This window comes from Brevibacterium sp. NPDC049920 (assembly GCF_040656435.1).
GTDB classification, from domain to species: domain Bacteria; phylum Actinomycetota; class Actinomycetes; order Actinomycetales; family Brevibacteriaceae; genus Brevibacterium; species Brevibacterium pityocampae.
On record NZ_JBFAMF010000026.1, the window covers coordinates 1 to 4,699 of the forward strand.

The following is a 4,699-nucleotide window of genomic DNA, read 5'->3' on the forward strand; positions in this document are numbered from 1 at the left end:
GAACCGGCCCAAGGAGGTGCACCCGGGGCCTGGCCGACCCCACCACCCCGACATTCAAAACCAAGGAAATCCTGCCAACTACTTGACGCGGGACATGTGCACCCACTAATAGAAACCCCAGGTCAGCAAGCTGCCGACCCCCAGAATCAGACCCCCTGATAAAAGTCAGGTCGACCTCGTTGATCCGCCCGATGAGCCTAGCTGCATGCTGGGGGCTCAGCTCGGAGGTGACCGGCAGGCCCTCATGGTCAAAGACCCAGAGCTCCTCATGGGAGGTGGGCCGACCATGCACCCGTTCGAGGGTGACTTCATCGGCGGTGGCTGCCTCGAATCAATCACCGGTGAGGCGGCCTGCGTTGTAACAGGCCAAACACCCGATCCATACCCGAGGCACCGAGGAAAGAATGTTCAGATAGGACATTCGCACAGCTCCTTCGCCGAGAAAGATCACGTTCTCCACGAAAACCCCGGGCCGCCTCCGGCGGCCAAACTCTAGCTGTGCTTGCTGGTCACAGCGGGCTGAAGCCCTGGTGATGGTTGCGGATGCTATGGCAGGCCGAAGTCTCTCCGCCTGTGGTGGCTCCGTTCTCGGTGGAGCCAGGGATCCGGTCGGGTCGGTTCCTGGTGCTGTTCTCAGCGATGAACCTCACCGTCCCGTCCCGTCCGCGGTTGCGCAGAGAGATGGCCGACAAGCCAGCTGGTGGGTCCGCTATGGGAGCCACGTTCCTGCTCTTCGCCCTCCTATGCACGCAGTCTTCCTCACCACGTACGCCTCTCCGCTGTTCTAGCCAGGCAGCGGATTCGGCGAGACAAACTCTGTGTTCCCTTTACCTCGTGCCCCTTGGCCGCGGCACGGGCAGGATCCACATGATTGCGACAGGCTAGTACATTTCCCGCGAGACTGAACAATATTGTTAGTATGACTGCGATGGGCTGAACATAAACGGTGCTCCAGCGCCGGTGAAGCCCTTATCTGCAGCGCGTATGCGAAGCCTCGCGTCTGGCCAGGAATCGGCCGGGCACCGCTGCGAACACCTGTACACAGCCGTGTGCTCCTAGTGCGTCTTCGCAGATGCGAGGACTCCCTAGGGGCGTGACCTATGAAAGGACAGCAGCCCGGAGCTTCGCACCCAGCGCCTGGCTTCGGGCGAAGCATCATGCGTCTGATCTCTTCTTCACATCACATTGAGCGCGAGGCTGCTCTGACCCCGGCGGTGTTGCTGCGATGACAGAGGTGGCATTCTCCATTGAGAAGACTCGTTTCGACGTGACCTACCAGCCTCTGGAAGGCACCCGCCTGACGACCAATTTCGCCAATCTTGCCCGTGGTGAGAACCGGCAGCAGAACCTGCGCAAGGCCCTGGCGATGATTGATGATCGTTGCAATGAGCTGGCCTCGCAGGAGGACGCAGGTGGGGACCGATACCGGGTTGAGCTCGATATTGTCTCGGTGAACATCGAACTTCAGGCAGAAGAAGGTGCCGCCTCATTCCCGGTGATCGAAATGCTGCAAACCACCGTGGTGGACACTCAACAAGGTGAACGCTTTGAAGGGATTGTGGGCAATAACTTCTCCTCCTATGTGCGTGACTACGACTTCAGTATCCGGCTTCCCGAATGCAGCAGGAACGGATCAGCACTGCCGGAGGACTTCGGGGAGCTCCACGGCAATCTCTTCAAGGGCCTCCTCGCCTCAGACACCTACGCCACACACTTCAGCAAGCTGCCGGTGATCTGCATCAGCGTCTCCACCAGCAGAACCTACCACCGCACGGGATATGAGCACCCCGTTCTTGGCGTCGAGTATCAGCAGGATGAGTTCTCCTTGACTGATCAGTACTTCGGGAAGATGGGCATGCGGGTCCGCTACTTCATGCCGCCCAAGAGTGCCGCACCGTTGGCTTTCTACTTCCTCGGTGATCTCCTCGAGGACTACACCAATCTGGAACTGATCGCCACGATCAGCACTATGGAGACCTTCCAGAAGATCTACCGGCCTGAGATCTACAACGCCAACACCCCGGCTGGCGATGCTTATCAGCCCAGCTTGAAGCACTCGGACTTCTCGGCAACCGGGATCGTCTACGACAGAGACGAGCGTGCTCGTCTTGGTGCGGAGCAGGGCAGGTTCGTCCAGGAGAACCTCATCATCCCGCATGGGAAAACTCTTGAGCAGTGGTCTGCTCGCTACTCGGACTACCACCACCAACTTCAGGGAATGACATCATGAACAAACTTCTGCCCACCACATCCGCCGGAAGCCTCCCCAAGCCCTCCTGGCTGGCCCAGCCAGAGACACTCTGGTCACCTTGGAAACTCGAGGGCGAAGCCCTTACCGAGGGCAAACGGGACGCCCTGCTCCTGGCCCTGGCAGACCAGCGGGCCGAGGGAATCGACATCGTCAGCGATGGCGAACAGACCCGCCAGCATTTCGTCACAACCTTCATCGAGAACCTCAATGGGGTGGACTTCGAGAACCGCAAGGTGGTGCGAATCCGAGACCGCTATGACGCCTCGGTGCCCGTGGTGGTCGATGATGTCACCCGCAAAGGTCCGGTCTTTGTCGCCGATGCTGAGACCCTACGAGCACATACTGACGCGCCCATCAAATGGGCTCTGCCCGGGCCGATGACTATGGTCGACACCCTCTACGATGCTCGCTACGGCAGCCGTGCAGAACTGGCCTGGAAGTTCGCCGAGATCCTCAACCAGGAGGCTAAGGAACTAGCAGCCGCTGGTGTAGATATCGTCCAATTCGATGAGCCGGCCTTCAACGTCTTCTTCGATGAGGTCAACGAATGGGGTATCGCTGCTCTGGAGCGAGCCGCCGAGGGGCTCAGCTGCGAAACGGCCGTGCATATCTGCTACGGCTACGGGATTGAGGCCAATACCAACTGGAAGAAGACCCTGGGCTCCGAGTGGCGCCAATACGAGGAGACCTTCCCTCAGATCCAGAAGTCGAGCCTCGATATCGTCTCGCTGGAATGCCATAACTCCCATGTGCCCACTGACCTTCTCGAGCTGGTCCGCGGTAAGAAGCTGATGGTCGGCGCGATCGATGTGGCCAATACCGCTGTGGAGACACCTGAAGAGGTTGCCGCGACCCTGCGCAATGCACTGCAGTTTGTCGACGCCGATAAGCTCTGGGCCTCCACCAACTGTGGGATGGCTCCTCTGTCACGTAGTGTGGCCCGGGCCAAGCTGGGCGCCTTGAGCGCCGGGGCGGAAATCGTTCGCAGAGAGCTTTCTACAGAGCCCGCCGCCTAAGGGTGACCACCACCCTGTCAGCTGCCGAAGGTCTCCGGGTTCACGGGCCACTCCCGCCGGGGGAGGTTCTTCTCCACAACCAAAAGGTAGGACTCAGTGACCAGATCGTCCACCATCTGTTTGTCGACGTCGCCGTCGGCATGCAGGGTGATCCAGTGCTTCTTTTTCATGTGATACCCGGGGGTGATGTGGCTGTGGTGCTCGCGCAGGAAGCTCGCATCCTCTGGTGAGGCTTTCAGGACCACCAGCGGTTCACCGGTGACCTCAGTCTGGAGCATGAACACCTTGCCCCGGACCCGACTTTTATCAGGTTAGTGTGCACCCTGGATGGTGTCGTGGATGGTGCTGAGCTTCTAGGGCTGCGGCCAGCCGGCGGCGGAACTTCTCGGTGGCGTAGATCGACAGCCACCGCTTCACCGTGGCATAGGAGATCGGATCCATGCCCATCTCCTCGATCACCCACAGTGAGTCGAAATTTGATGGCTCTTCGCGTTTGAGGGTGTAGAGGCGGGGATGAGGATCAGGGTCGGCGTGGCGATAGGTGGATAGAGGTCGAGGCCTTCCGAAGATGGAGGTTCTTACACCAATCCATCCAGAAGACCTCGACGATGCCCCAGCCTACTTTCACCACCCCTGACCTCAACAGCTTCTGCCTCCTCGACTCCCTCGGCCTGATGGTCACCGGCCAACAGATCCGCCGCGACCGGGCCATCCTGGAATGCAGAGTCATCGAAGACGATCCATGGTGCCGTAACTGTGGCGCAGAGGGGCTGCCGCGGGGCACGGTAGTCCGGAAGCTGGCGCACCTACCGTTGGGGTGGCGACCCACGGTGCTGTGGGTTCGGGTTCGCCGATACCGATGTGCTGACTGTGGCATCGTCTGGCGCCAGGACACCACCACAGCGGCGGCACCGCGGGCGAAGTTGAGCAGGCATGCGGTGCTGTGGGCCCTGAAGTCGGTGGTGATCGACAGGATGAGCATCGCAAGGGTCGCCGCCGCACTGGCCTGCTCTTGGCATACCGTCAACGACGCCGTGTTGGCCGCCGGCCGGGACCTGCTCATTGAGGACCCTCACCGGTTCGACGGGGTGAAGGTCATAGGTGTTGATGAGCATTGCTGGCGCCACACCGGGCGCGGCTCCCACTATGTCACCGTGGTCATCGATCTGACCCCGGTGAAGGAACGCCGCGGCCCTGCCCGGCTGCTGGACATGGTCCCGGGTCGTTCCAAGCAGGTGTTCAAGACCTGGCTGGATGCTCAGAGCGAGGGGTTCAGGGAGGGGATCGAGGGGGACTGCTGACGGTTTAGTTGACTCCGGGGTTTATGCCGCCAGAGCGACGGCCTTGTGGTGAACAAGCTCGTATTCAACCGGAGTCAGTTTACCCAAACGCCGTTGCCGACGCTTCCGGTGGTAGGTCCGCTCGACCCAGT

General features: G+C 60.4%; 3 protein-coding genes and 2 pseudogenes. 3 read left to right on the plus strand and 2 right to left on the minus strand.

Annotated features, from left to right (window positions below; genetic code table 11):
• Window positions 1-1,225 precede the first annotated feature (1,225 nt).
• Complete coding sequence (locus tag AB0I45_RS13795) at window positions 1,226-2,230, plus strand: putative oxygenase MesX (protein ID WP_137319980.1); 1,005 nt, start codon at window positions 1,226-1,228, stop codon at window positions 2,228-2,230.
• Entirely contained in the window at window positions 2,227-3,267 is a 1,041-nt protein-coding gene (locus AB0I45_RS13800; RefSeq protein ID WP_137319981.1) for a methionine synthase, read from the plus strand. The genes AB0I45_RS13795 and AB0I45_RS13800 overlap by 4 nt, the downstream gene beginning before the upstream one ends.
• A gap of 17 nt (window positions 3,268-3,284) precedes the next feature.
• Here AB0I45_RS13800 and AB0I45_RS13805 read toward each other — a convergent pair.
• Window positions 3,285-3,554 (minus strand): annotated as a pseudogene (locus tag AB0I45_RS13805) (MmcQ/YjbR family DNA-binding protein); the annotation flags it as partial.
• A gap of 19 nt (window positions 3,555-3,573) precedes the next feature.
• Window positions 3,574-3,708, minus strand: coding sequence for a hypothetical protein (locus tag AB0I45_RS13810; RefSeq protein WP_282599429.1), 135 nt, complete (start codon window positions 3,706-3,708; stop codon window positions 3,574-3,576).
• A gap of 167 nt (window positions 3,709-3,875) precedes the next feature.
• Between AB0I45_RS13810 and AB0I45_RS13815 the strand changes: the two are divergent.
• Window positions 3,876-4,556 (plus strand): annotated as a pseudogene (locus AB0I45_RS13815) (transposase family protein); the annotation flags it as partial.
• Window positions 4,557-4,699: the final 143 nt, after the last annotated feature.

What these genes read in the sequence shown, in the direction of transcription:
- AB0I45_RS13800 (WP_137319981.1), top strand. Translation starts at nt 2,227, where the DNA reads ATGAACAAACTTCTGCCCACCACATCCGCCGGAAGCCTCCCCAAGCCC.
- AB0I45_RS13810 (WP_282599429.1), bottom strand. Translation starts at nt 3,708, where the DNA reads ATGGATCCGATCTCCTATGCCACGGTGAAGCGGTGGCTGTCGATCTAC.
- AB0I45_RS13795 (WP_137319980.1), top strand. Translation starts at nt 1,226, where the DNA reads ATGACAGAGGTGGCATTCTCCATTGAGAAGACTCGTTTCGACGTGACC.